The 24,806-nt window shown below is 71.6% G+C and carries 22 protein-coding genes and 1 pseudogene; 8 read left to right on the forward strand and 15 right to left on the reverse strand.

Annotated elements, in window-relative coordinates:
* Window positions 1-183: 183 nt before the first annotated feature.
* Window positions 184-780, reverse strand: coding sequence for a DUF1565 domain-containing protein (locus tag Q3Y56_RS07055; RefSeq protein WP_304461092.1), 597 nt, complete (start codon window positions 778-780; stop codon window positions 184-186).
* A 270-nt stretch (window positions 781-1,050) separates the two neighbouring features.
* On the opposite strand from Q3Y56_RS07055, the gene Q3Y56_RS07060 reads away from it, so the two are divergent.
* Window positions 1,051-1,182 carry a hypothetical protein gene (locus tag Q3Y56_RS07060; RefSeq protein ID WP_304461093.1) on the forward strand — a complete coding sequence of 44 codons (132 nt, stop codon included), beginning with the start codon at window positions 1,051-1,053 and terminating at the stop codon, window positions 1,180-1,182.
* A 55-nt stretch (window positions 1,183-1,237) separates the two neighbouring features.
* Window positions 1,238-2,458, forward strand: coding sequence for a TerD family protein (locus Q3Y56_RS07065; protein WP_304461094.1), 1,221 nt, complete (start codon window positions 1,238-1,240; stop codon window positions 2,456-2,458).
* Between the two features lie 116 nt (window positions 2,459-2,574).
* On the opposite strand, the gene Q3Y56_RS07070 is transcribed toward Q3Y56_RS07065, so the two are convergent.
* On the reverse strand, window positions 2,575-4,029 hold the full coding sequence (locus tag Q3Y56_RS07070) for an alkaline phosphatase PhoX (RefSeq protein ID WP_304461095.1): 1,455 nt from the start codon (window positions 4,027-4,029) through the stop codon (window positions 2,575-2,577).
* Between the two features lie 280 nt (window positions 4,030-4,309).
* Window positions 4,310-5,914 carry a hypothetical protein gene (locus tag Q3Y56_RS07075; RefSeq protein WP_304461096.1) on the reverse strand — a complete coding sequence of 535 codons (1,605 nt, stop codon included), beginning with the start codon at window positions 5,912-5,914 and terminating at the stop codon, window positions 4,310-4,312.
* A gap of 286 nt (window positions 5,915-6,200) precedes the next feature.
* Between Q3Y56_RS07075 and Q3Y56_RS07080 the strand changes: the two genes are divergently transcribed.
* Complete coding sequence (locus Q3Y56_RS07080) at window positions 6,201-8,027, forward strand: endonuclease/exonuclease/phosphatase family protein (protein WP_304461097.1); 1,827 nt, start codon at window positions 6,201-6,203, stop codon at window positions 8,025-8,027.
* 68 nt (window positions 8,028-8,095) lie between these two features.
* Window positions 8,096-8,989, forward strand: a complete 894-nt coding sequence (dapA, locus tag Q3Y56_RS07085) for a 4-hydroxy-tetrahydrodipicolinate synthase (protein ID WP_304461098.1) — start codon at window positions 8,096-8,098, stop codon at window positions 8,987-8,989.
* A gap of 68 nt (window positions 8,990-9,057) precedes the next feature.
* On the opposite strand, the gene dapD is transcribed toward dapA, so the two are convergent.
* The 9 genes from dapD to Q3Y56_RS07130 all read right to left on the reverse strand — a co-directional run bounded on the left by dapD (window position 9,058) and on the right by Q3Y56_RS07130 (window position 16,874).
* Window positions 9,058-10,059 carry a 2,3,4,5-tetrahydropyridine-2,6-dicarboxylate N-succinyltransferase gene (gene dapD, locus Q3Y56_RS07090; protein WP_304461099.1) on the reverse strand — a complete coding sequence of 334 codons (1,002 nt, stop codon included), beginning with the start codon at window positions 10,057-10,059 and terminating at the stop codon, window positions 9,058-9,060.
* 164 nt (window positions 10,060-10,223) lie between these two features.
* Complete coding sequence (locus Q3Y56_RS07095; RefSeq protein ID WP_304461100.1) at window positions 10,224-10,592, reverse strand: metal-sulfur cluster assembly factor; 369 nt, start codon at window positions 10,590-10,592, stop codon at window positions 10,224-10,226.
* Window positions 10,589-11,053 (reverse strand): Fe-S cluster assembly sulfur transfer protein SufU, encoded by a 465-nt coding sequence (sufU, locus tag Q3Y56_RS07100; protein ID WP_304461101.1) that lies wholly within the window; start codon window positions 11,051-11,053, stop codon window positions 10,589-10,591. The genes Q3Y56_RS07095 and sufU overlap by 4 nt, the downstream gene beginning before the upstream one ends.
* A 10-nt stretch (window positions 11,054-11,063) precedes the next feature.
* Entirely contained in the window at window positions 11,064-12,320 is a 1,257-nt protein-coding gene (locus Q3Y56_RS07105) for a cysteine desulfurase (protein WP_304461102.1), read from the reverse strand.
* Entirely contained in the window at window positions 12,317-13,081 is a 765-nt protein-coding gene (gene sufC, locus Q3Y56_RS07110; RefSeq protein ID WP_304461103.1) for a Fe-S cluster assembly ATPase SufC, read from the reverse strand. The genes Q3Y56_RS07105 and sufC overlap by 4 nt, the downstream gene beginning before the upstream one ends.
* A 7-nt stretch (window positions 13,082-13,088) precedes the next feature.
* The gene (locus Q3Y56_RS07115; protein WP_304461104.1) at window positions 13,089-13,412 is read right to left on the reverse strand and encodes a bifunctional 3-phenylpropionate/cinnamic acid dioxygenase ferredoxin subunit; all 324 of its coding nucleotides are present in this window, start codon (window positions 13,410-13,412) and stop codon (window positions 13,089-13,091) included.
* Entirely contained in the window at window positions 13,409-14,578 is a 1,170-nt protein-coding gene (sufD, locus tag Q3Y56_RS07120; protein WP_304461105.1) for a Fe-S cluster assembly protein SufD, read from the reverse strand. The genes Q3Y56_RS07115 and sufD overlap by 4 nt, the downstream gene beginning before the upstream one ends.
* A gap of 59 nt (window positions 14,579-14,637) precedes the next feature.
* Window positions 14,638-16,059 (reverse strand): Fe-S cluster assembly protein SufB, encoded by a 1,422-nt coding sequence (gene sufB, locus Q3Y56_RS07125; RefSeq protein ID WP_304461106.1) that lies wholly within the window; start codon window positions 16,057-16,059, stop codon window positions 14,638-14,640.
* Window positions 16,056-16,874, reverse strand: coding sequence for a metalloregulator ArsR/SmtB family transcription factor (locus tag Q3Y56_RS07130; protein ID WP_304461107.1), 819 nt, complete (start codon window positions 16,872-16,874; stop codon window positions 16,056-16,058). Before Q3Y56_RS07130 ends, sufB begins: the two co-directional genes overlap by 4 nt.
* A gap of 170 nt (window positions 16,875-17,044) precedes the next feature.
* Between Q3Y56_RS07130 and Q3Y56_RS07135 the strand changes: the two genes are divergently transcribed.
* The 3 genes from Q3Y56_RS07135 to Q3Y56_RS07145 all read left to right on the forward strand — a co-directional run bounded on the left by Q3Y56_RS07135 (window position 17,045) and on the right by Q3Y56_RS07145 (window position 19,827).
* Window positions 17,045-17,971 carry an ABC transporter ATP-binding protein gene (locus Q3Y56_RS07135; RefSeq protein ID WP_304461108.1) on the forward strand — a complete coding sequence of 309 codons (927 nt, stop codon included), beginning with the start codon at window positions 17,045-17,047 and terminating at the stop codon, window positions 17,969-17,971.
* On the forward strand, window positions 17,968-18,738 hold the full coding sequence (locus Q3Y56_RS07140) for an ABC transporter permease (RefSeq protein WP_304461109.1): 771 nt from the start codon (window positions 17,968-17,970) through the stop codon (window positions 18,736-18,738). The genes Q3Y56_RS07135 and Q3Y56_RS07140 overlap by 4 nt, the downstream gene beginning before the upstream one ends.
* A gap of 75 nt (window positions 18,739-18,813) precedes the next feature.
* Window positions 18,814-19,827, forward strand: a complete 1,014-nt coding sequence (locus tag Q3Y56_RS07145) for a heme A synthase (RefSeq protein WP_304461110.1) — start codon at window positions 18,814-18,816, stop codon at window positions 19,825-19,827.
* Here Q3Y56_RS07145 and Q3Y56_RS07150 read toward each other — a convergent pair.
* The 3 genes and pseudogenes from Q3Y56_RS07150 to Q3Y56_RS07160 all read right to left on the reverse strand — a co-directional run bounded on the left by Q3Y56_RS07150 (window position 19,773) and on the right by Q3Y56_RS07160 (window position 22,340).
* Window positions 19,773-20,891 (reverse strand): amidohydrolase, encoded by a 1,119-nt coding sequence (locus Q3Y56_RS07150; protein ID WP_304461111.1) that lies wholly within the window; start codon window positions 20,889-20,891, stop codon window positions 19,773-19,775. The two genes, Q3Y56_RS07145 and Q3Y56_RS07150, sit on opposite strands and share 55 nt — an antisense overlap.
* Before the next feature lie 72 nt (window positions 20,892-20,963).
* Complete coding sequence (locus Q3Y56_RS07155; protein ID WP_304461112.1) at window positions 20,964-21,323, reverse strand: hypothetical protein; 360 nt, start codon at window positions 21,321-21,323, stop codon at window positions 20,964-20,966.
* Between the two features lie 70 nt (window positions 21,324-21,393).
* Window positions 21,394-22,340, reverse strand: a pseudogene (locus Q3Y56_RS07160) (heme o synthase).
* Between the two features lie 373 nt (window positions 22,341-22,713).
* Between Q3Y56_RS07160 and tkt the strand changes: the two are divergent.
* Window positions 22,714-24,792, forward strand: a complete 2,079-nt coding sequence (tkt, locus tag Q3Y56_RS07165) for a transketolase (RefSeq protein WP_304461113.1) — start codon at window positions 22,714-22,716, stop codon at window positions 24,790-24,792.
* Window positions 24,793-24,806: the final 14 nt, after the last annotated feature.

The raw sequence follows: 24,806 nt of genomic DNA on the forward strand, positions 1-24,806 counted from the left end.
TGCGGCTTGTCGACAATGTGTCGTGACACGCGCTGCTCCTCGAATCCTCGATGACGGCGGGCGGGCTTGAGCTGAATTGTGCTCGCCAGAGGAATCGATCAGGTTTACGGTGTATTACGAGATCACTCCAACACCGGCCCGGCACTGGACAGCCGGGCTCAACTGACCCCATCCACGAGGGACTTAGCGCCCGTTGCCATAGGCATCGACATTTCGGACGACATTGGTGCGGGTGTCCCCGCCGCGCAGCGTCAGACCGCGGCCGCCATTGCCGTGCGTGCTGATGTTTTCGAAGACAGCGCCGGTACAGGAGGCGCAGACGACACCGTCGCCCGGGGCATTGCGGAATTCGATGCCCCGCACGGTCCAATAGTCGGCGCGCACCGTCAGCAGCGGCGAACCGGAAGGGAGCCGTGACCCGTCCACGGTGACCGGTTCCGAACGGTACGCCGTGAGGACGACGCGGTCGTCCGCGGCGCCGTCGGTGCGGCCGGTCAGCGGCGCGGACGGGCGGTAGGTGCCGCCGCGCACGGTGATGGTGGTGCCCGCCTCGGCGACGGAGAGCGCCTTCTCCAGGGTGCGGTACGGGGCGACGCGGGTACCGGCGGCGCTGTCGCTGCCGGCGGTCGCGACGTACACGGTGGTGGACGCGGCGTTCGCCCCGCCGGGAGCGGTCGTCAGATAGACCCCCGCGGCGGCCGACGCCACGATGACCATCGTGCCCAGCGGCAGCGTACGGTCCTTGCGATGGCGGCCACGGTAACGGCGGCGGCGTCTCATGGCAGCTCCTGTCAGTGCGGCGAGGGGTGCCGTGCGCTCGCGTTCTGCGTGGGGCACATGTTACGCGCGAGCGGCCGCGCGGTGGCCGGTTCGCGTCCACGAGTTGGAACCACTCCCCCTGTTCGGGGTGGCGCCGCACGTCAGGGAAGGGAGGCCGGGCGGGGCCAGGTAACGCCCGGCCTCCCGGTCTTCGGGCGGCGTACGGACCGTACGTGGGCGCGGCGCCCACACTCCCTATTGTTCTCCGTCTGACGGCGCTTCATCCCACCGTTGCGAATCAAGGACTTCCAGCGCGCCGCGCACCTCGCCGCCCAGGTCCTGGCCGGAGGCGAGTCCGGCGCGGTAGAGCCGGAGGGACCTGCGGTCGGCGACCTGGCGCCCTGCGGCCTGCCACCTCGGTGACCTACGGTCAAGGAACCGCAAACCGTGGTCGTTCGTTAGCCCGAACATGACCGCTATGACTCCCGGCTCGAACCTCCCGCTCCCCGTCGCGCGCGTGGCGGTGGACGTCACCGCCCCGGTGCGGCTCGACGTGTCGGGCCTGCTCCTCACCGCCGACGGCAAAGTGCGCTCCGACGACGACTTCGTCTTCTACAACCAGCCGACCGGGCCGGGTGTGGCCCACTCCGCCTCGGCTCCCGGCGGCGGGGACACGATCACCGTCGACACGGCCGCCGTGCCCGCGGACATCGACAAGGTCGTGGTCACCGCGAGCCTGGACGCCCCGGGCGCCACCTTCGCCGGCACGGAGCCGACGGCCACCGTGCGCGGCGCCGACGACGGCGCCGTCATCGCCACCTTCACCCCGCCCCGGCTGGGCACCGAGACCGCCCTCGTGGTCGTCGAGATCTACCGGCGTGGCGGCGCCTGGAAGGTCCGCGCCGTCGGGCAGGGGTACGCCAACGGTCTGGCGGGCATCGCCACCGACTTCGGGGTGAGCGTCGAGGAGCCCGCCGCGCCCGCCGCCCCGGCCGCGCCGCAGATGGCCCCGCCCACCGGCCCGGCGGCCCCGCTGCCCGCGCCCGGCGGCGTACAGGCCCCGCAGACCCCGCCCGCGCCGCCCGCCGCTCCCCCGGCCCCCGCCCCCGCCGCCGGCGCGGGCAAGATCAATCTCGACAAGGGCCGGGTGAACCTCCAGAAGAACCAGACGGTCTCCCTGGTCAAGGGCGGCAAGCCGCTACTGACCTCCGTGAAGATGGGCCTGGGCTGGGAGCCCGCGTTCCGCGGGAAGGACATCGACCTCGACGCGTCCGTGATCGCCTTCGGCGTGGACCGCAAGAAGATCGACAACTGCTTCTTCGGCAAGCTCAGCATCCTGGGCGGCACGATCCAGCACTCGGGCGACAACCTCACCGGCGAGGGCGGTGGCGACGACGAGGTGATCACCGTGCACCTCGGCGGCCTGCCGCCGGAGGTCACCGGCCTGGTCTTCACCGTCAACTCCTTCTCCGGCCAGCGGTTCACCGAGGTCGCCAAGGCGTACTGCCGCCTGGTGGACGCCGGGACCAACGAAGAACTGGTGCGCTTCGACCTCACCCAAGCGGAGCCGCGGACGGGCGTGATGATGGCGAAGCTGATCCGCCAGTTCTCGGGCGAGTGGGAGATGACCGCGATGGGCGAGTACGTGGACTCGCGCACCGTGCGCGGCATGGTCAAGCCCGCGGGCAAGGCCCTCTGACCGATCTTGACCGGCCTTGACCGGCCTTACGGAAGAGCCGGTTCCGGCCGGGACGGCGGCGCACCGTCCCGGCCGGGGCGAGCTGCGGGAACTCCCCGTGCGTACGGGAGTAGGCGTCAGCCGCGGGTGCGCTGCCGCCGCCACGGGCCGGTGATCGCGACCATGATCCCCGGGTCCTGGATGTTGGCGTACAGCGTCGCCCCGTCGGGCGAGAACACGACCCCGGTGAACTCGCTGTACTCCGGCTCCTCCGCGGTGCCTATGTTCAGGTCGTTGCGCGCGATCGGGTACGTGCGCCCGTCTCCGGTGGCCCCGAACAGGTGCTGGACACCCTCGCCGTCCTCGGCGATGATCAGGCCGCCGTACGGCGAGACGGTGATGTTGTCCGGGCCGTCGAGCGCGCCGTCCTTCGCCGGGTCGGCGTTGACCTTGAGCAGCACCTTCAGCGTGAGGGTGCGCCGCTTGGGGTCGTAGAACCACACCTGGCCGTCGTGGGCGACCGGGCTCTCCTCACGGGCGTAGCTGGAGACGATGTACGCGCCGCCGTCGGCCCACCACATGCCCTCCAGCTTGCGGCCGCGGGTGACCTCGCCCTCGCCGAACTGCTTGCGCACCGGCACTGTCTTCGCGTCCCGGTCCGGGACCTCCACCCAGTCGACGCCGTAGACGGTGCCGGTCTTCGTCGCGCGCGACAGGTCGTCGACGAAGTTGCCCCCGGAGTCGAAGCACTGGGCCGCCTTGAGGACCCCCGCGTCGTCGGCGAGCCCGCGCAGCCTGCCGCGCCCGTGCTCGAAGTCGCGCGGCGGGGTCCAGCGGTAGAGCAGCCCGTTGGGGCCGGAGGCGTCCTCGGTGAGGTAGAGGTGGCCGCGCCTGGTGTCGACGACGACGGCCTCGTGCTCGTAGCGCCCGAGTGCCTTGATGGGCTTGGGGTCGCGGTTGGCGCGGCGGTCGTGCGGGTCGACCTCGAAGACGTAGCCGTGGTCCTTGGTCATGCCGTTCTGCCCGGCCCGGTCCACGTTCTCCTCGCAGGTCAGCCAGGTGCCCCAGGGGGTGCGGCCGCCCGCGCAGTTGGTGGACGTGCCGGCGATGCCCACCCACTCGGTGACGTGGTCGCCGTGCTTGGAGACCTCCACGACGGTGCAGCCGCCGGAGGCCGCCGGGTCGTACACCAGGCCCTCGGCGAGCGGCACCGGGTGCTTCCACTTCGACCGCGGCCCCTTCAACTCGTGGTTGTTGACCAGCAGCGTCGTCCCGCGCGGGCCCTCGAAGGTGGCGGTGCCGTCGTGGTTGGAGGGGGTGGACTCGCCCGACTCCAGGGTGGTGACGCCGGAGTGGGTGATGACGCGGTACGAGAACCCGGCCGGCAGCGCGAGGATGCCGTCCGGGTCCGGCACGAGCGGCCCGTAGCCGAACCCGTGGCCGCCGTGCGCCAGGTCCTGCCCGCCGGAGTCGGCGTCGTCCCCGGCGATCGCACCGGGCGCGGTGGCGAGCACGCCGGCACTCCCGGCGAGGGCGACCCCGGCCCCGGTGTACGCGGAACGCTTGGCGAAGTCTCTGCGGCTGAGCGGCATTGTCATCTCCTGGATGGCCGGAACGGGTCGTCCGAGTGCGGCCATACGGTCCCGCCTCCGGCCGAACAGGAGTTGAACGCGGCGCGACATCGAAGAGCGGATTGCCCCGGGCGGCGGTCGGCGGTCGGGCGCGCCCCCAGCGCCATCGGGCGGGCGAACCGCCGACCATCGCCGCCCCGCCCAGCCGCACCCGGTGCCACCGGGGGGCGGACCACCCGGCGCCCGGTCCGATCCGGTTCGGTCACGGACCACCCGGCGCCCGCCCCCGGGGCCCGGTTCGTCAGGCGCGTGAGCGGGCCTTGAACGCCGCCTTGCGGGCCTCCTTGGCGGTCTTCTTGTCCGGGTGCAGTCGGCCCATCGCCTCCAGCACCTCGGCGGTGGCCGGGTGGTCGACACGCCAGGCCGTGTCGAAGAAGCCCTCCGAGCGGCCGACGAGCCCGGCCACCAGGTCGCGGAGCTCCGCCGAGTCGCCGTCGGCGGCGAGTTGTGCCGCGATGGTGTCGATGGTCAGCCAGAAGACCATGTCCTCCGGCGGCTCCGGCACCTCGGCCGCGCCGTGCTCGGCCAGCCAGACCCGCGCCAGCCCGCCCAGTTGCCGGTCGTCGAGCACCTCGCGCAGGGCGGGCTCGGCCTCCGGGCCGAGCAGGGTGAGGGTCTGCTGGCAGATCAGCCGGCGCAGCGGCGCGTGCTCGTCGTCGCCGTGGGCGGCGGCGAGGAGTTCGCGGGCGGCGGCCTCCGGGGCGCGGCGCGCGAGCCACGCTTCGGCCTCGGCGCGGGCCGCGTGCCGGGGGTGCCCGGGCAGGGCGTCGAGGAGGGCGTCCGCGCCCTTGTCGGACAGGTCGCCGACGGCCGGGGCGTCGACGCCCGCGTCCAGCAGCCGGGCCCGTACGGCGTAGACGCCGAGCGGCGTGAGCCGCACCAGGCCGTAGCGGGAGACGTCCTCCTCGTCGAGGTCGGCGGCCGGGAGGCCCGGTTCACCGTTCCCGCCCGCGGCATCGGCCACCCCGCCGTCGGCTCCCCCGCCGTCGGCCCCCGCCCCGTCGGCCCCGTCGCCGTCGACCTCCTCGATCAGCGCCTCGTCGACCGGCTGGTACTCGACGAGACCGGTGGGCGCCAGCATCCGGAACTGGTCGTCGAGGCGCATCATCGCCTCCGAGACCTCTTCGAGGACATCGTCGGTGGGTTCGTCCATGTCCTCGGGGACGATCACGGAGGCGGCGAGCGCGGGCAGCGGCACCGCGCGTCCGGCGTCGGGGTCCAGGGCGGTGAGCAGGTAGAGGTTGCCCAGCACTCCGTCGAGGAAGTCGGCCTCCTCCTCGGGATTCCATTCCAGCCCGTCGAGGTCGACCTCGCCGCCCGCGCTGATCCGGTCGGCGATCTCGCTCAGGTCGGGGGTGGCGGCGTCGGCGAGGACGGTCTCCAGTCCGGCGAGCCAGATGTCGAGGACGTCCTGCGGGCTGCCGCCGGTGACGGCGCGCAGCTCCTCACCGGGCGTCGCGATCCCCGCGGCGGCCTCCGACACCACGTCGGCGGTCCCGGACTCCGCGGCGGCCTCCGGTCCCCCGGCGGTCCCCGCGGCGCCCTCCGCATCGGCGCCGTCGCCATGCGCTTCGGTGAACTCGACCAGGCCGGTGTCCAGGGCCAGTTGCCAGGCCTCCTCCGCGTATCCGGGCCCGTCCTCGGAGTCCGCGAGGTCCAGGTGCGCGGCGGCTTCCCGCAGGGCGTCGTCCGGCAGTTCCCCGTCCGCCCCGACCTCCCTGTGCGGTGCGGTCCAGCGGGCCAGTCGCACCGCGTCGGCGAACAGCGGCGCGGCGAGCGCGTCCCGAGCGAGTTCCGCGTCGGTGTGCAGCCGCACCGGCGGCATGGTGGGACGGTCTGCGGGCATGTGGGCGTTCAGCTCCTCGTCGTCACGGACGGACTGTGTCCAAGCGTAGACGGAATGCCACGACGGTTTCGTCCCGTTGTGGCGGTTGCCGCCGGGCGCGGTGCCGAGGAGGTGCCGAGGCGGCCCCGGCGCGCTTCCTCCGCGCCTCAGGGTTGGCCGCGTTCCGTAGATCACTTTCAGGGAGCGTTCACCCGGCGCCTCTTGACAATGTCCATGCCCAAGCAAGAGATTCACGCGCGTAGACATGACATATCCACCACTCCCCACACTCCTCGGAGGCCATTCCATGTCCCCACGCGCGCTGCGCAGATCCGCCGCCGTCACCGCCGTCGTCGCCTCCGCGGTCGCGGCCGGACTGCTCGCCGTCCCGCAGTCCGCGGCCGCCGACGAGGTCCGGGTCCACGACATCCAGGGCCGCACCCGGGTCTCCCCGCTGGCCGGGAAGCAGGTCGGCGACGTACCGGGGACGGTCACCGCGATCCGCGCCTTCGGGTCGGCCCGCGGCTTCTGGATCCAGGACGCCCGGCCCGACAACGACCCGGCGACCAGCGAAGGGATCTTCGTCTACACCGGTTCGACCACCCCGCAGGTCGCCGTCGGCGACGCGGTGACGGTCTCCGGCACCGTCGCGGAGTACTACCCCGGTGGCGCCGACCGCGGTCTGCAGTCGGTCACCCAGATCACCAAGGCCACATGGACGGTGACGTCCTCGGGCAACCCGCTCCCGGCCGCCTTCGCCCTCAAGCCGTCGACGGTGCCGAATCGTTACGCCCCGGACGCCGGCGGCGGCAGCATCGAGGGGCTGCGGCTGCGTCCCGGCTCCTACGCGCTGGACCGCTACGAGTCCGTGGAGGGCATGCGGGTCGCCGTGACCGACGCCCCGGTGACCGGTGCGACCAGCGAGCACAACGAGCTGTGGGTCACCGCCGAGCCCGGCCACAACCGCACCAAGCGCGGCGGCGTGCTCTACGGCTCGTACCGCGACCCGAACCCGGGCCGGGTGAAGGTCGCCTCCCTCATCCCGTACGCCCAGCGCCCGTTCCCCGTGGCGAACGTGGGCGACGAGCTGACCGGCACCACCGCCGGGCCGCTGGACTACGACAACTTCGGCGGCTACGAGATCCAGGCCACCGAGCTCGGCGAGCTGAACGACCGGAAGCTGCCGCGCGAGACGACCCGCAAGCAGTCCTCGGACGAGCTGTCCGTGGCGACCTACAACGTCGAGAACCTCTCCCCCAAGACCCCGCAGGCGAAGTTCGACCGGCTCGCCTCGGCGCTGGTGACCAACCTGGCCTCGCCCGACGTCGTGGTCCTGGAAGAGGTGCAGGACGACAACGGCCCCACCAACGACGCGGTGGTCAGCGCCGACGCCACGCTGAAGAAGCTCACCGACGCCATCGCGGCGGCGGGCGGCCCCGCCTACCAGTGGCGGCAGATCGACCCGGCCGACGACCAGGACGGCGGCCAGCCGGGCGGCAACATCCGGGTGGCGTTCCTCTTCAACCCCGAGCGGGTCTCGTTCACCGACGTCCCCGGCGGCGACGCCACCACCCCGGTACGGGTCGTCGGCGACGGCGGCCGGGCGGCGCTGTCCGCCTCGCCGGGCCGGATCGACCCGGCGAACGCCGCATGGCACACCAGCCGCAAGCCGCTGGCCGGCCAGTTCTCCTTCCGCGGCCACCCGGTCTTCATCGTGGCCAACCACTTCAACTCCAAGGGCGGGGACCAGGCGCTGGACAGCCGGTTCCAGCCGCCCGCCCGCAGCTCCGAGCAGCAGCGCGGCGAGCAGGCGAAGGCGGTCAACACCTTCGTCAAGGAGCTGCTGGCGGCCGACCCGCGCGCCGACGTGGTCGTCGCCGGAGACCTCAACGACTACCAGTTCTCGCCCGCGCTGAAGACGCTCACCGACGGCGGGGTGCTGACCGACCTGGTCGACAGGCTGCCGCGCGCCGAGCGCTACGGTTACGTCTTCAACGGCAACGCCCAGGTGCTCGACCACATGCTGACGAGCCGTCACATCCGGCGGGCGGACTACGACATCGTGCACGTCAACGCGGAGTTCGCCGACCAGGCCAGCGACCACGACCCGCAGGTCGTCCGCATCAAGCCGTAGCGCTGCTAAAGGGTCACCGCCAGAACATTTACCTGGACGTGACCTGTGAGCGGGCCCAGAATGACGTCATGTCTCTGGGCCCGTTCGGCCGTACGGCCGCCGCAATGATCACCCCGTTCACCACCGACGGCGCGCTCGACCTCGACGGCGCGCAGGCGCTGGCCACCCGGCTCGTCGACGACGGCGGCTGCGACGGCCTGGTCCTCAGCGGGACCACCGGCGAGTCGCCGACGACGACCGACGCCGAGAAGGAAGCGCTGGTCCGGGCGGTGGTGGAGGCGGTCGGCGACCGCGCCGTGATCACCGCCGGGGTCGGCACAAGCGACACCGCGCACACCGTGGAGCTGGCCCTGGCGGCCGAGAAGGCGGGCGCACACGGCCTGCTGGTCGTCACCCCGTACTACAGCCGCCCGCCCCAGGAGGCCGTGGCGGAGCACTTCCGCACCGTCGCCGACGCGGTCGGCCTGCCCGTCATGCTGTACGACATCCCCGGCCGCACCGGCACCCGCATCGAGACCGAGACGATGCTGGCGCTGGCGGACCACCCGCGCATCGCCGGGGTGAAGGACTGCGCCTACGACCTGCTGCACAGCGCCACCGTCATCGAGCGGACCTCCCTGGCGTTCTACTCGGGCTGCGAGGAGATGAACCTGCCGCTGTACGCGGTGGGCGGCGCCGGATTCGTCAGCACGGTCGCCAACGTCGCCGGTCCGCGGGCGCGGGCCGTCCTCGACGCCCACGACCGGGGCGCGAACGCCGAGGCGGCCCGGCTGCACCGGCTCCTGATGCCCCTGACCCGGCGGATGATGGCCGACGGCCTGCCGGGGACGGTCACCGCCAAGGCGCTGCTGGGCGCGCTCGGCCTTCCCGCGGGCCCGGTCCGGGCCCCGCTGCGGCCCGCGGGCCAGGAGACTGCCGACGGGCTCGTCCGCGCCTACCGGGAGTTGGTCGGCGCCGGCTGACGGGGAGACGTGGAAAGGCCCGCGCCGGAGTGTGGTGCGGGCCTTTCCACGTGCGCGGGGCGCCGGGCTCAGTTGTGGCTGTGCAGGGCCTCGTTGAGACCGCCCCACGAACCGCTGCGCGGCAGCGCCTCGACCGCGCCGGTGGTCGAGTTGCGGCGGAAGAGGAGGTTGGTGGCGCCGGAGAGCTCCACCGCCTTGACGACCTGGCCGTCCGGCAGCGTGACCCGGGTACCCGCGGTGACGTACAGGCCCGCCTCGACGATGCAGTCGTCGCCGAGCGAGATACCGATGCCGGCCTCCGCGCCGAGCAGGCAGCGCTCGCCGATGGAGATGGTCTGCTTGCCGCCGCCGGACAGCGTGCCCATGATCGAGGCGCCGCCGCCGATGTCGGAGCCGTCGCCGACCACGACGCCCGCGCTGATCCGGCCCTCGACCATGGAGGTGCCGAGCGTTCCGGCGTTGAAGTTGACGAAGCCCTCGTGCATGACGGTGGTCCCGGACGCCAGGTGGGCGCCGAGCCGGACCCGGTCGGCGTCGCCGATCCGCACCCCGGCCGGGGCGACGTAGTCGGTCATGCGCGGGAACTTGTCGATGCTGGTGACGTTCAGGGCCAGGCCCTCGGCGCGCGCGGCGAGCCGGACCCGCTCCACCTGGTCCACGGCGACGGGGCCGAGATTGGTCCAGGCGACGTTGGCCAGCAGCCCGAAGATGCCGTCGAGGCTCTGGCCGTGCGGCCGCACCAGGCGGTGGCTGAGCAGGTGCAGGCGCAGGTAGGCGTCGTGCGCGTCGAGCGGCTTGTCGTCCAGGGAGGCGATGACCGTGCGGACGGCGACGACCTCGACTCCGCGGCGCGGGTCGGGGCCCAGGGCGCGCGGGGCGGCCTCGCCCAGCAGTTCGGCGGCGCGCTCGGCGTCGAGCCGCTCGGTCCCGGCCGGGCCCGGTGCGGCGACCAGCTCGGGGGCCGGGAACCAGGTGTCCAGAACGGTGCCGTCGGCGGCGAGGGTGGCGAGCCCTGCGGCGACGGCGCCGGTGGTGCGGGTGTCAGGGGTGGTGGTTGCTGCGTCGGTCATGTCCGAACGCTAACCGGAGTGCCCCCGATCAGGCGAACCGGTCTCGCCGACCGGGCACGCCGACGCGTCCGCGGGCACGCGAAGGCCCCCGGCGCGTGCCGGGGGCCCAGGCGTTCAGCCGTGTCTTCAGGCGTCGAAGGCTGTCTCAGGCGTCGCAGCCTGTCTCAGACGTTGAAGCCGAGCGCGCGCAGCTGCTCGCGGCCCTCGTCCGTGATCTTGTCCGGGCCCCACGGCGGCATCCAGACCCAGTTGATCCGCAGCTCGTTGACGATGCCGTCGGTGGCCGACTTCGCCTGGTCCTCGATGACGTCGGTCAGCGGGCAGGCCGCGGAGGTCAGCGTCATGTCGACGGTGGCGATGTTGGCGTCGTCGACATGGACGCCGTAGATCAGGCCGAGGTTGACGACGTCAATGCCCAGCTCGGGGTCGACGACGTCGTACAGCGCCTCGCGGATCTCGTCCTCGCTGGCGGGCTTGGTCGTGGTGGTGGCGTCCACGGTGGTCTCCACCGTCTCGTCTACGTTCTCGCTCATGCGCTCTTCCTCGCAGCGTTCTCGCCCAGCGCCTGGGCGGTCGCGTCCTTCCAGGCCATCCAGCTCAGCAGCGCGCACTTCACGCGTGCGGGGTACTTCGAGACGCCGGCGAACGCGACCGCGTCCTCCAGCACCTCCTCCATCGCGTCGTCCGGCTCGATCCGGCCCTTGGACTGCATCAGCTCCAGGAAGGTCTCCTGGATCCTGCGCGCCTCCTCGAGCTCCTTGCCGACCAGGAGCTCGTTCAGCACGGAGGCGCTGGCCTGGCTGATGGAGCAGCCCTGGCCCTCGTAACTGACGTCCGCGATGGTGCCGTCGTCGAGCCGGACACGCAGCGTGATCTCATCGCCGCAGGTCGGGTTGACGTGGTGCACCTCGGCGTCGCCATCCCGCAGACCGCGCCCGTGCGGGTGCTTGTAGTGGTCCAGGATGACGTCCTGGTACATCGAATCCAGCTTCACGAAGCAGCCCCTACCCGAAGAAGTCCCGTACGTGCTCCAGGCCCTCGACCAAGGCGTCCACCTCGGCCGGCGTGGAGTACAGATAGAAAGACGCTCGCGTGGTCGCCGGAATTCCGTACCGCAGGCAGACCGGCCGGGCGCAGTGGTGGCCCACCCGGACCGCGATGCCCTGCTCGTCGAGCACCTGGCCCACGTCGTGCGGGTGGATGTCGCCGAGCGTGAAGGAGATCGCGGCGCCGCGGTCCTCGGCCGTGGTGGGGCCGATGATCCGCAGGTCGGGGACCTCCAGCAGGCGGCGGACGGCGTACTCCGTCAGCGCGTGCTCATGGGCCTGGATGTTCTCCATGCCGATCGCGGTGAGGTAGTCCACGGCCGCGCCGAGGCCGACGGCCTGGGCGATCGGGGGCGTACCGGCCTCGAACTTGTGCGGCGCCGGGGCGTAGGTGGAGGAGTGCATCGAGACGGTCTCGATCATCTCGCCGCCACCGAGGAACGGCGGCAGGTCCTCCAGCAGCTCCTGGCGGCCCCACAGCACGCCGATGCCGTCCGGGGCGCACATCTTGTGGCCGGTGAAGGCCACGAAGTCGGCCTGGAGCGCCTGGACGTCCAGCGGCATGTGCGGCGCGGCCTGCGAGGCGTCGACGACCACGAGCGCCCCGACCTCCTGGGCGCGGCGCACGATCTCCTCGACCGGGTTGACCGTGCCCAGGATGTTGGAGACCAGCACGAACGAGACGACCTTGGTCTTCTCGGTGATGATCTCGTCGATGTTGGACAGGTCGAGACGGCCGTCGTCGGTGAGGCCGAACCACTTCAGCTTCGCGCCGGTGCGCTGCGCGAGCAGCTGCCACGGAACGATGTTGGAGTGGTGCTCCATCTCCGTGATGACGATCTCGGTCTCGTGGTTCACCCGGTACGGCTCGTCGGCCCAGCCGAGCATGTTCGCCACGAGGTTGAGCGACTCCGAGGCGTTCTTGGTGAAGATCACCTCGTCGCGGCTGGGCGCGTTGATGAAGGCGGCGACCTTGTCGCGGGCGCCTTCGTACAGCGCCGTGGCCTCCTCGGCGAGGACGTGCACGCCGCGGTGGACGTTGGCGTTGTGCCGCTCGTAGTACTCGTTGAGCGCGTCGAGCATCTGGCGCGGCTTCTGCGAGGTCGCCGCGTTGTCCAGGTACACGATCTTCTTGCCGTCGTGGACCACGCGGTCCAGGATCGGGAAGTCCTTGCGAATCGCCTCGGTGTCGAGGAGGCCCGGCAGCTTTGTCACAGGGTTGCGCCGCCCTTCACATATGCCTCGTAGCCCTCGGCCTCCAGCTTGTCGGCGAGCTCAGGGCCGCCGGACTCGGCGATACGTCCGGCCGCGAAGACGTGGACGTGGTCCGGCTTGATGTAGCGCAGGATGCGCGTGTAGTGGGTGATCAGCAGGGTGCCGACCTCGCCGGTCTCGCGGACGCGGTTGACGCCCTCGGAGACGATGCGCAGCGCGTCGACGTCCAGGCCGGAGTCGGTCTCGTCGAGGATCGCGATCTTCGGCTTGAGCAGCTCCAGCTGGAGGATCTCGTGGCGCTTCTTCTCACCGCCGGAGAAGCCCTCGTTGACGTTGCGCTCGGCGAAGGCGGGGTCCATGTGGAGACGCTCCATGGCCTCCTTGACCTCCTTCACCCAGGTGCGCAGCTTCGGGGCCTCGCCGCGGATGGCGGTGGCGGAGGTGCGCAGGAAGTTGGAGACGGAGACGCCGGGCACCTCGACCGGGTACTGCATGGCGAGGAAGACGCCGGCGCGGGCGCGCTCGTCGACGGACATCTCCAGGACGTCCTCGCCGTCGAGGGTGACGGTGCCACCGGTGACGGTGTACTTCGGGTGACCCGCCAGCGAGTACGCGAGGGTGGACTTGCCGGAGCCGTTGGGGCCCATGATGGCGTGGGTCTCGCCCTGCTTCACGGTCAGGTCGACGCCGCGCAGGATCTCGCGCGGACCGTTCTCGGCCTCGACGGAGACGTGCAGGTCGTGGATCTCAAGCGTTGCCATGGGTGCCTCAGGACTCCTGGGTGACGGAGACGAGCACGTCGTCCCCTTCGATCTTTACGGGGTAAACGGGGACGGGGCGCGTCGCGGGCAGGCCGGACGGCTTGCCGGTGCGCAGGTCGAAGCTGGAGCCGTGCAGCCAGCACTCGATGGCGCAGTCCTCGACCTCGCCCTCGGAGAGGGAGACGTTCGCGTGCGAGCAGATGTCGTTGATCGCGAACACCTCGCCCTCGGTGCGGACGAGCGAGACCGGCGTGCCGTCGATCTCGACACGCTTGGGCGTGTCCTCCTCCAGCTCGCTCAGCGCGCAGACGCGGACAAAGGCTGCGGTCATGCTACGGACGCCTCCAGCTCTGCCTCGATCTTGGCGAGCAGACGCTCCTCGACGTCCGGCAGGCCGATCTGCTGGACCAGCTCGGCGAAGAAGCCGCGCACCACCAGGCGCCGGGCCTCGTCGGCCGGGATGCCGCGCGCCATCAGGTAGAACAGCTGCTCGTCCTCGAACCGGCCGGTGGCCGAGGCGTGGCCGGCGCCGACGATCTCGCCGGTCTCGATCTCCAGGTTCGGCACGGAGTCGACCCGCGCGCCGTCGGTGAGGACGAGGTTGCGGTTGAGCTCGTAGGTGTCGGTGCCCTCGGCGGCGGCCCGGATGAGGACGTCGCCGATCCAGACGGCGTGCGCGTCCTGGCCCTGCAACGCGCCCTTGTAGGCGACGTTGCTGCGGCAGTGCGGGGTGTCGTGGTCGATGAAGAGCCGGTGCTCCTGGTGCTGGCCGTTGTCGGTGAAGTACAGGCCGTAGAGCTCGGCCTCACCGCCCGGGGCGCCGTAGACGACCCGCGGGTGGAGCCGGACCAGGTCGCCGCCGAAGGTGACCACGACGGACTTGAAGGTGGCGTCGCGGCCGACCAGCGCGGTGTGCTGGGCGACGTGCACGGCCGTGCGGTCCCAGTCCTGGACGGAGACCACGGTCAGCTTGGCGCCGTCGCCGATGAGGTACTCGACGTTGGCGGCCACCGTCGCGTCGCCGGTGTGGTCGATGACCACGACGGCCTCGGCGAAGGCGCCGACCTCGACGACCAGGTGGCCGAAGGCGGTGCCGCCCTCGCCGTGCACGGAGACCCGCACCGGCTCGCTGAGCACCGCGTCCTTGGCGATGGAGACGACCGACGCCTTCTCGAAGGAGCTGTACGCCTGGGCCGCGACCCGGTCCACCGGCTTGCCGGCCTTGCCCAGGCGCGCGTCGTCGCGGCCGACGGTCTCGACGGCGACGCCCTCGGGGGCGGTCACCTCGACCTTGATGCCGCCGTCGGCGACGGCGGTGCCGTCGTGCAGACCGCGCAGGCGCTCCAGCGGAGTGAAGCGCCACTCCTCTTCGCGCCCGTGCGGGACCGGGAAGTCGGCCACGTCGTACGAGGCGGGGGCACTGACCCGCGCGTCGGCGGGCTGGCCCACCTCGATCGCACCGTCTGTGGTGCTGCCGGCCGGAATGGTTTCAGCCATGGCTGTCGTACTGCTCGCTTTCTGGGGAACGTCGTCGCGGAACGGGATGCGGACCGGCGTTAGCCGACCGCGCCTTCCATCTGCAGCTCGATCAGCCGGTTGAGCTCCAGTGCGTACTCCATGGGCAGCTCGCGGGCGATCGGCTCCACGAAGCCGCGCACGATCATCGCCATGGCCTCGAACTCGGTCATACCGCGGCTCATCAGGTAGAAGAGCTGGTCGTCGCTGACCTTGGAGACGGTCGCCTCGTGGCCCATGGACACGTCGTCCTCGCGGACGTCCACGTACGGGTAGGTGTCCGAGCGCGAGATGGTGTCCACCAGCAGGGCGTCGCACAGGACGTTGGACTTGGAGCCCTCGGCGCCCTCGCCGATCTCGATCAGACCCCGGTAGGAGGTCCGGCCACCGCCTCGCGCCACCGACTTGGAGACGATGTTGGAGGAGGTGTTCGGGGCCATGTGGACCATCTTGGCGCCGGCGTCCTGGTGCTGGCCCTCACCCGCGAAGGCGATGGACAGGGTCTCGCCCTTGGCGTGCTCGCCCATCAGGTAGACGGCCGGGTACTTCATGGTGACCTTGGAGCCGATGTTGCCGTCGACCCACTCCATGGTCGCGCCCTCGTACGCCACGGCGCGCTTGGTGACCAGGTTGTAGACGTTGTTCGACCAGTTCTGGATGGTCGTGTAACGGCAGCGGGCGCCCTTCTTGACGATGATCTCGACGACCGCGGAGTGCAGCGAGTCCGACTTGTAGATCGGCGCCGTGCAGCCCTCGACGTAGTGGACGTAGGCGTCCTCGTCGACGATGATCAGCGTCCGCTCGAACTGGCCCATGTTCTCGGTGTTGATCCGGAAGTAGGCCTGGAGCGGGATCTCCACGTGCACGCCCTTCGGCACGTAGATGAACGAGCCACCGGACCACACGGCCGTGTTCAGCGCGGCGAACTTGTTGTCACCGGCCGGGATGACCGTGCCGAAGTACTCCTTGAAGAGCTCCGGGTGCTCCTTGAGCGCGGTGTCGGTGTCGAGGAAGATGACGCCCTGCTCCTCCAGGTCCTCGCGGATCTGGTGGTAGACGACCTCGGACTCGTACTGCGCGGCGACACCGGCGACGAGGCGCTGCTTCTCCGCCTCGGGGATGCCCAGCTTGTCGTACGTGTTCTTGATGTCCTCGGGCAGGTCCTCCCAGGACTCCGCCTGCTTCTCCGTGGACCGCACGAAGTACTTGATGTTGTCGAAGTCGATGCCGGTCAGGTCCGAGCCCCAGGTCGGCATGGGCTTCTTGTCGAAGAGCCTGAGGCCCTTCAGACGCAGCTTGAGCATCCACTCCGGCTCGGACTTCTTGGCCGAGATGTCGCGGACGACCTCCTCCGACAGGCCGCGCTTGGCCGCGGCACCGGCCGCGTCGGAGTCGGCCCAGCCGTACTCGTAGTTGCCCAGCCCCTCGAGCTCAGGGTGAGCAGTCTCCGTGGGGAGAGTCATTCGGGGTTCCTCCCGGCCGTGCTGGTAGATGGTGCTGTGCTGGTCTGATGGGTGGTTCTGTGCTGCGCTCCGCCGCGCGGAATGAACGTCGTGCACACCCCGTCGCCGTGGGCGATGGTGGCCAGACGCTGCACATGGGTTCCGAGCAGGCGGGAGAAGACCTCGGTCTCCGCCTCGCACAGCTGCGGATACCGCTCGGCGACATGGGCGACCGGGCAGTGGTGCTGGCAGAGCTGTTCGCCCCATCGGGGGCCGGGCGCGCTGCGCGCGGTGGCAGCGTACCCCTCCGCGGTGAGGGCCTTGGCGAGTACCTCCGCCCGCTCCTCGGGGACCGCCGCCTCGACCGCCTCGCGGTACGCCTCGGCCTGGGCGGCGAACCGGGCGCGGGCGAACGCGGCGACGGCCGCCTCGCCCTGCTCGCCGCCGCCGGCGCTCTGCGCGATCCAGCGCAGCGCGTCCACGGCCAGCTTGTCGTATGCCTGGTCGAAGGCGTCGCGCCCGCAGTCGGTGAGCGCGAAGACCTTGGCGGGACGGCCGCGGCTGCGTGCTCCGTAGACCCGCTTCTCGCGCGGCTCGACGACTCGGTCGGCGACCAGCGCGTCGAGGTGGCGGCGGACCGCGGCCTGGGTGAGCTCCAGCCGGAGGGCGAGCTCGGCCGCGGTGGACGGGCCGTGGTCGAGAATGGAGCGGGCCACGCGGCTGCGGGTGCCGTGCTGCTCGTCGTGTGCGGCGGACGCCCCCGCGGGCGCGGGCAGAGCGGGACGCGCGGCCGACTCGGTCGCGGGCTCCTTCTGATCCTCGCTCGCGTATTTCACAACGCCATTGTTGCGTAATTCTCGGAACGGATACAAGCCGTGATCGAAGAGGTGAACGGTGGGGTGCATCACTTAGGTACACCTAACCTGACCTGCGGAAACGATCACGGGAGCGGCCTCTTTCCGCCCTGCCGCCCCGGCGGTGCCCCACGCTTCGTAGACTGCCCGGCATGCGTAATGAGCCCGCGGTCGAGGTCGTCGGCCTGGTCAAGCGGTACGGAACGAAGACCGCGGTGGACGGGCTCGACCTCACCGTCGCGCGCGGCACCGTGACCGCCGTACTCGGCCCCAACGGAGCGGGGAAGACCACCACCGTCGAGACCTGCGAGGGCTACCGCCGGCCGGACGCGGGCACCGTGCGCGTCCTCGGCCTCGACCCGGTCGCCGACGCCGCGGCCCTGCGCCCGCGCATCGGCGTGATGCTCCAGTCCGGCGGGGTCTACTCCGGCGCCCGCGCGGAGGAGATGCTGCGGCACACCGCCACGCTGCACGCCCATCCTTTGGACGTCGGCATGCTCGTCGAGCGCCTGGGCCTCGGCTCCTGCGGCCGTACGACCTACCGGCGGCTCTCGGGCGGCCAGCAGCAGCGGCTCGCGCTGGCCATGGCCGTCGTCGGCCGCCCCGAGCTGGTCTTCCTCGACGAGCCGACGGCCGGCCTCGACCCGCAGGCCCGCCGCGCCACCTGGGACCTGGTGCGGGACCTGCGCGACGACGGCGTCACCGTCGTCCTCACCACCCACCACATGGACGAGGCCGAGCAGCTCGCCGACGACGTCGCCATCATCGACGGCGGCCGAGTGATCGCCCAGGGCAGCCCGGAGGAGCTGTGCCGCGGCGGCGCCGAGAACACCCTGCGGTTCACCGGCCGCCCCGCCCTCGACCTCGTCTCCCTCCTCAAGGCGCTGCCCGACGACACCGCGGCCGCCGAGCTGACCCCCGGCTCGTACCGCGTCGTCGGCAGGGTCGACCCGCAACTGCTGGCCACCGTCACCTCCTGGTGCGCGCAGAACGGCGTCATGCCCGACCGGATCTCGGTCGAACGGCACACCCTGGAGGACGTCTTCCTCGAGCTCACCGGCAAGGAGCTGCGATCATGACCGCCACCGGCACCTTCTCCCCGAAGCCCGGCGCGGCACCGCTGCCCCGGATGATCCGCGCCCAGGCGGCGCTGGAGACCCGCATGCTGCTGCGCAACGGCGAGCAGCTGCTACTGACCGTCGTGATCCCGGCGCTCGTGCTCGTCCTCTTCAGCACCGTCGACGTCATCGACACCGGCGACGGCGAGGCGGTCGACTTCCTCGCGCCCGGCGTGCTCGCGCTGGCCGTGCTCTCCACCGCCTTCACCGGGCAGGCCATCGCGACCGGCTTCGAGCGGCGGTACGGCGTCCTCAAGCGGCTGGGCACCTCGCCGCTGCCGCGCTGGGCACTGATGACCGCGAAGACCGCCTCGGTCCTGGTCACCGAGGTCCTGCAGGTCGCGCTGCTGATCGGCATCGCGTTCGGGCTCGGCTGGTCGCCGCACGGCGATCCGGTGTCCGTCGGCCTGCTGCTGGTGCTGGGGACGGCGGCGTTCTCCGGGCTCGGGCTGCTGATGGCCGGCACGCTCCGGGCGGAGGCGACCCTGGCCGCCGCCAACCTGGTCTTCCTGCTGCTCCTGGTCGGCGGCGGGGTCATGGTGCCGCTGGAGAAGTTCCCCGACGCCGCGCAGAGCGTGCTCCAGCTGCTGCCCATCGCGGCGCTGTCGGACGGGCTGCGGGACGTGCTGCGCGACGGCGCCGGGACGCCGTGGGCGGACCTGGGGATCCTCGCGGCGTGGGCGGTCCTGGGGCTGGGCGCGGCGGCGCGGTTCTTCCGCTGGGAGTGATGTGATCGGCGGCTGGCGCCGCGGGCCCAGACCCCTCGTGAAAAGCTGCACAAGCTCCGGCCTACGATGGTGCCCGTGCCGAATTCGCTGAATCCCTTCGAGCTCATCGCCCGCCGCTGGCAGCCCTCCGCGCGCTTCGTGCGGCAGGCCGCGCTCGCCTCCGTGGTGATGGCCGTCGTCATCGTCGTGACGGGCGGCGCGGTGCGGCTGACCCAGTCCGGGCTCGGCTGCGAGACCTGGCCGAAGTGCACCGACGACAGTCTGACGCCCACCTCCGAGATGGGTATCTACGGTGTCATCGAGTTCGGCAACCGCATGCTGACGTACGTCCTGTGCGCCGTCGTCGGCCTGGTGATCGTCGCCGCCCGCGCCCGTACGCCCGTACGCACCAGCCTCACCCGGCTCGGCTGGGTGCAGTTCTGGATCGTCATGGGCAACGCCGTCGTCGGCGGCGTCACCGTGCTCACCGGGCTCAACCCGTACATCGTCAGTTCGCACTTCCTGCTCTCCACGGCCCTGCTGACGGTGGCCGTGGTGACCTGGCAGCGCGCCCGGGAGGGCGACGCCCCGGTCCGCGACCTGGTCGCCCGGCCCCTCCGGCAGCTCACCTGGCTGCTGGTCGCCGCGTCCGCCGCGCTGATCGTGATCGGCACCGTGGTGACCGGCGCCGGGCCGCACGCGGGCGACGCGAAGAAGGTGGACCGCATCCCGCTGGACTGGCAGGAGATCACCCAGCTGCACGTGGACTTCGTCTACGTCGTGGTGGGCCTGACCGTCGCGCTGTGGTTCGCGCTGCGGGCCGTGGGCGCTCCGGCGGCCACCCGCCGTCCCGTGCTGGAGCTGTTCGGCGTGCTGCTCTGCCAGGGCGTGATCGGCTACGTCCAGTACTTCACGCACCTGCCGGAGATCGTCGTCGGCGCCCACATGTTCGGCTCGTGCCTGGTGTGGATCGCCGTGCTGCGGGTGTTCCTCGCCCAGCGCGAGCGCGTCGAGCTGCCCGCCGTGCCCGGGCCGGGCGGCGAGCACGAGGCGGTTCAGGCCGTGGAGTCGGCGGCCCCGGTGGTCGAGGCGTCCGCGTCCAGCCGGTAGACGCGGTGGGCCGTGCCGGCCGCGACCAGGCCGGCGATCCGCCGCGCCTCGGCCGGTGAGCAGACCCCGTCGGCGATCCATTCGGCGGCCAGCCGGGACATCGCCCGTACGAACAGCCGGGCGCCGGTCACGTAGAGCTCGGGCAGGGCCCGCGCCCCTGTGGAGAACAGCAGCTTCCCGAACGGGGCCCGGCGCAGGGTCTCCTCCGGACGCGGCCCGACGTCGGCGTACACGTGCGGGAAGGCGGCCGCCAGCTGGGCGCCGTGGCGGTGGTGCGGTTCGCGGGACAGCAGCACCAGGTCGGTGCCGAGCCCGACGGTGGCTCGCAGGAAGCCGGCCAGCGACCGCGGGTCGGCGCAGTGCAGCTGTACCGGCAGGCCGGTCGCGACCGCGCTCCACAGCAGATGGCGGAGCAGATCCGGGTCGGTCGGCCGGGCGCCGGTGGGGCGGCCGCTCAGCCAGTCCCCCGCCGCCCGCCGCACCTGGCGCGGGTCCGGCGGAGCGCCGTCGGCGAAGGTGACGCCGCAGGCGAAGGCGGTGGCGTGCTGTGCGGCGGCGTACAGCGCCTCGGCGGTGTTCCCCATGAAGGCGTCGACCCCGCCGGAGGTGTCCGCGACCTGCCCGGCCAGCGGCTCCAGCCGGACGATCTCGTGGCCGCGGCCGTCCGCGGCGGCGGCCAGCTCGGCGGCCGAGGTCAGCTCGCCCGGGGCCCCGGAATCGAGCAGAAAGGTGCCGGCCTCCAGGAGGAAGGTGCCGATGTCCGCGCCGCGCAGCAGCAGACGTCCGGCGCGGTACGCGCCCAGTTCCCGGCGCCGGGCGAGATAGCGGACCGGCGGGCAGTGGGCCTCGAGGCCGAGCAGCGGCGGGCACCAGCGGCGCACCGCCAGCCCGGTCCAGCTGTCGAAGAACGTGGTGCCCGTGGGCGCCGTCGTGCCGCGCGCTCCGGCGGCAGCGGCGAGATGGGTCTCGAACGACCCCAGCCCGAGCTCGGTGTGCAGCACTCCGTGGCTGTGCTGGTCGACGAGCGGCGGCAGGGGCGTTCCGGAGTCCGTGCCGCAGCTCATCCGCGTCTCCCTGCCCGTCCGGCCCCTCGTGGGGTCTAACGGGCCGGACGCCGTCAGGTGTCGGCCGTCGGCTCAGCCGTTGCCGGGCCCGCCGATCTGGATCCCGGCCATGCGCGTCCACTCGTACGGGCCGGTGCGCACCTTGGCGGCCAGCTCGCCGTCGAAGTCGTCCTGGAGGGTGAGTCCGGCGAGCTCGGCGGCGCGCTGGGCGGTCTCGTACGAGGGAGCGACGAGGTTGCCCCACTCGCCGTTGGCGCCGACCAGGGCGATCCGGGTGCTGCCGCGGGCGATGTGCGCGAGCTGGCCCTCGGCGCTTCCGCCGTGGCTCTTGGCGAAGGCCGTGATCTGGTCGGCGAGGCGCTTGGCGCGCTTCTCGGCGCGCTTGTCCGTGCCGGGCTGCTGGACGGCGTCCGCCTGCTTCGTGTCTGCCATAAGGCCGATGCTACCCGTCGGTAATCAACGGAGGAAGGGTCAGCCGCTCAACGGAAGAGGGGTCCGCTGATCACCGCAGGAAGGGGTCCACCGCGACGGCGACGAAGAGCAGCGACACATAGGTGATGGACCAGTGGAACAGCCGCATCTCCTTGAGCTTGGGGCCCGTCACCCCGGCCTTGGCGCGCGCCTGGAGCGCGTGCGCCTCCTTGAGCCAGAACGCCCCGAGCACCGCCGCGACCGCCGGGTAGAACCAGCCGGTGTAGCCCAGCGGCCACAGCAGCAGCGAGACGCCCACCATGACCCAGCTGTACGCGACGATCTGCCGGGCCACGGCCTTGTTGCCCGCGACGACCGGGAGCATGGGCACGCCCACGCGCTCGTAGTCGTCCTTCACCTTCATGGAAAGAGGCCAGTAGTGCGGAGGCGTCCAGAAGAAGATGACGAGGAACAGCACCACCGCGGCCCAGGAGACCGAGTCGGTCACCGACGACCAGCCGATGAAGACCGGCATGCAGCCGGCGATGCCGCCCCAGACGATGTTCTGCGCGGTCCGCCGCTTGAGCCACATCGTGTAGACGACGACGTAGAACAGCAGCGCGCCGAGCGACAGCATCGCCGACAGCGGGTTGACCAGCGTCCAGAACCACACGGTGGACACGACGGCCAGTGCGTAGGCGAAGACCAGGCACTCCCGCGGGCTGACCATGCCGGTGACCAGCGGGCGCTGCGACGTCCGGTCCATCAGCGCGTCGATGTCGCGGTCGAGGTACATGTTGAACGCGCCCGCGCCACCGGCGGAGAGGTAGCCGCCGACGCAGGTGGCCAGGACCAGCCACAGGTCGGGGACGCCCTCGGCGGCCAGGAACATCACCGGGATCGTCGTCATGAGCAGCAGCTCGATGACGCGGGGCTTGGTCAGGGCCACGAACGCCTTGACACGGGCCCCGAACGGCCGGTGGCCGGAGCTCGGGCTCGCAGCGAGCACCCCGCAGGACGGGATTCGACGGCCGTCACGCACACCCCTGGTGGAAGCAGCAGAACCAGCAAGCCCGGGACGTGAACGTCCGATAAAGACTTGCGCGTACCACGCCACTCTAGACGTAGCGGGTACCCGGCCCATCGCGGGGGTGGGTCGTGTTGGCAGCCGTTCCGGGAGGCGAAGTCGGGCGTCCCCCGGCACGCTGGGAATGTCCGACGCGCCGCCGCTCAATGGAATGACATGGCGCTCACGCTCCGCTCATAGGAATGGCGTGCCGCTCAATGGAATGGCCGCATGTCCGGCATTCGGCGCTCGAAAAAATGACCGTGATTCCAGGGGTAGGCTCAAAGCGCCCGGTGTGCACATCGTCACCGGCATTCGACATGTGGAGAGGAGCCCTGACCCAGGGTGAGCACCAAGCCGACCACCACAGACCTCGAGTGGACCGAACTGGACCAGCGGGCCGTCGATACCGCCCGCGTCCTGGCCATGGACTCCGTGCAGAAGGTCGGTAACGGCCACCCTGGCACGGCCATGAGTCTCGCGCCCGCCGCGTACCTGCTCTTCCAGAAGCTGATGCGGCACGACCCGTCGGACGCCCAGTGGGTCGGCCGCGACCGGTTCGTCCTGTCCCCCGGCCACACCAGCCTGACGCTGTACGTCCAGCTGTTCCTGTCGGGCTACGGCCTGGAGCTGGACGACCTCAAGGCGTTCCGCACCTGGGGCAGCCTGACCCCCGGCCACCCGGAGCACGGGCACACCGTGGGCGTCGAGACGACGACCGGGCCGCTGGGCCAGGGCATCGCCAACGCCGTGGGCATGGCGATGGCCGCGCGGTACGAGCGTGGCCTGTTCGACCCGGAGGCGCCCGAGGGTGCCTCCCCGTTCGACCACACCATCTGGGCGATCGTCTCCGACGGCGACCTGGAGGAGGGCATCTCCGCCGAGGCGTCCTCGCTGGCCGGCCACCAGAAGCTGGGCAACATCGTCGCGCTGTACGACGACAACCACATCTCGATCGAGGGCGACACCGCCACCGCGCTGTCCGAGGACGTCCTCAAGCGGTACGAGGCGTACGGCTGGCACGTCCAGCGCATCGAGCAGGGCGAGAACGGCGACTTCGACGTCCACGCGCTGTACGCGGCGCTCAAGGCGGCGCAGGAGGAGACCGAGCGCCCCTCGATCATCGCGGCGCGCACGATCATCGCCTGGCCCGCGCCGAACGCGCAGAACACCGAGGCGTCGCACGGCTCGGCGCTCGGCGCCGAGGAGGTCGCGGCCACCAAGCGCGTGCTGGGCTTCGACCCCGAGCAGGACTTCCCGGTCGAGGACGCGGTGCTGGCCCACGCCCGCGCCGTCGTCGACCGCGGCCGCGAGGCCCGCGCCACCTGGGAGAAGCAGCTCCAGGAGTGGCGGGACAACAACCCGCAGCGCGCCACCGAGTTCGACCGGATCAGCGCGGGCGAGCTGCCCGAGGGCTGGGAGGCGGCGCTGCCCGTCTTCGAGGCGGGCAAGGACGTCGCGACCCGCAAGGCGTCGGGCAAGGTCCTGCAGGCGCTGGGCGGGGTGCTGCCCGAGCTGTGGGGCGGCTCCGCCGACCTGGCCGGCTCGAACAACACCACCATCGACCCGTCGTCGTCCTTCCTGCCGAAGGACAACCCGCTGCCGGAGGCCGACCCCTACGGCCGCACGATCCACTTCGGCATCCGCGAGCACGCCATGGGTTCGACCATGAACGGCATCGCGCTGCACGGCAACACCCGGGTCTACGGCGGCACGTTCCTGGTCTTCTCCGACTACATGCGCCCGGCCGTGCGGCTGGCCGCGCTGATGAAGCTGCCGGTCACGTACGTGTGGACGCACGACTCCATCGGTCTGGGCGAGGACGGTCCGACGCACCAGCCGGTCGAGCACCTCGCCGCGCTGCGCGCCATTCCGGGCCTGAACATGGTCCGCCCGGCCGACGCCAACGAGACGGCGATCGCCTGGCGCGAGATCGTCCGCCGGCACAGCGCGAACCCGGCCCCGCACGGCATCGCGCTGACCCGCCAGAACGTGCCGACGTACGAGTACAACGAGGGCGCGGCGAAGGGCGGCTACGTCCTGTTCGAGGCCGAGGGCGGCGAGCCGCAGGTCATCCTCATCGGCACCGGCTCCGAGGTGCAGCTCGCCGTCGAGGCGCGCGAGCAGCTCCAGGCCGCGGGCGTGCCGACCCGGGTGGTGTCGATGCCGTCCGTCGAGTGGTTCGAGGAGCAGGACCGGGAGTACCGCGACAGCGTGCTGCCGCCGTCGGTCAAGGCGCGCGTCGCCGTCGAGGCCGGCATCGGCCTGACCTGGTACCGCTACGTGGGCGAGGCCGGCCGCATCGTGTCGCTGGAGCACTTCGGCGCGAGCGCCGACTACAAGGTGCTCTTCCGTGAGTTCGGGCTGACCGCCGACGCGGTGGCGCAGGCCGCTCGGGAATCTCTCGCCGCCGCCGAGCGCTGACACTCGTAAGAACA

The organism is Streptomyces sp. XD-27, assembly GCF_030553055.1.
In the GTDB taxonomy this organism is placed as follows: Bacteria; Actinomycetota; Actinomycetes; order Streptomycetales; family Streptomycetaceae; genus Streptomyces.